Genomic DNA, 1,112 nt, shown 5'->3' with positions numbered 1-1,112 from the left:
CGGACCGCGATACCAATACCCCACTGCTGCAACACTTCGAGGGAGAGGCCCCAGTGAGCTTCAAGAGCCCGTTTCCGGATGTCGAGATTCCGAACCTCAATGTCTACGACTTCCTCTTCGGTTCCGTCGACCCGGCCGATGAGGCACGGCCGGCGCTGATCGACGGTGTCTCCGGTGCCGTCATCACGTACCGGGCGCTGGTCGCCCAGGTCAACGGTGTCGCCGGTGCGCTCGCGGCCCGCGGGCTGGCCGTCGGTGAGGTCGTGGGCCTGCATTCGCCGAACGTTCCCGCGTTCGCGTCGGTGTTCCACGGCATCCTCCGGGCGGGTGGTGTCGCGACCACCATCAACACGCTCTACACCGCGGAGGACATCGCCAAACAACTCACCGACTCGAAGGCGAAGTTCCTGTTCACCGTCTCTCTGCTGCTCCCGCAGGCCAAGGCCGCTGCCGCCCAGGTCGGTATCCCCGACGCGAACGTGATCGTCCTCGACGGCGCCGAAGGTCATGCGTCGCTGACGGACCTGCTGACCGAGGGCGCACCCGCCCCCGACGTCTCGTTCGACCCGGCGACTCAGCTGGCGGTGCTGCCGTATTCGTCGGGCACCACCGGCCGGCCGAAGGGGGTCATGCTCACGCACCGCAACCTGGTGGCCAACGTGTGCCAGATCAACCCGCGGATGGGCATCAGTGCCGATGACAAGCTCCTCGCGGTGCTGCCGTTCTTCCACATCTATGGCATGACGGTGCTGCTCAACGCGGCCCTGCGCAACCGGGCCGCGCTGGTGACGATGCCGAAGTTCGACCTGGTCGAGTTCCTGTCGATCGTCTCCGGGCACGAGTGCACCTACGTGTTCATCGCCCCGCCGGTCGCGGTGGCGCTGGCCAAACACCCGCTGGTCGACGACTACGACCTGTCGTCGGTGCACACGATCTTCTCCGGTGCCGCCCCGCTCGATCAGGAACTCGGCAGGGCCGTCGCCAACCGGCTCGGCTGCCGGGTGCGGCAGGGCTACGGGATGTCGGAGATGAGCCCGGTCTCCCATGTCATCCCGTTCGACCGCGACGACATCGCGCTCGACTCGGTGGGCCCGACCATCGCGAACATGGAA

The 1,112-nt window shown here is 66.9% G+C and carries 1 protein-coding gene; it reads left to right on the top strand.

The genetic code is table 11. From position 1 onward, the window contains the following. Positions 1-53: 53 nt before the first annotated feature. The coding region (locus ACFQS9_RS26450; protein ID WP_378409534.1) for an AMP-binding protein at positions 54-1,112 on the top strand (1,059 nt) is incomplete at its 3' end.

It is taken from the genome of Rhodococcus daqingensis, from assembly GCF_042665615.1.
Lineage (GTDB): Bacteria > Actinomycetota > Actinomycetes > Mycobacteriales > Mycobacteriaceae > Rhodococcus_G > Rhodococcus_G daqingensis.
This window is presented reverse-complemented; position numbering and strand designations above follow the sequence as displayed.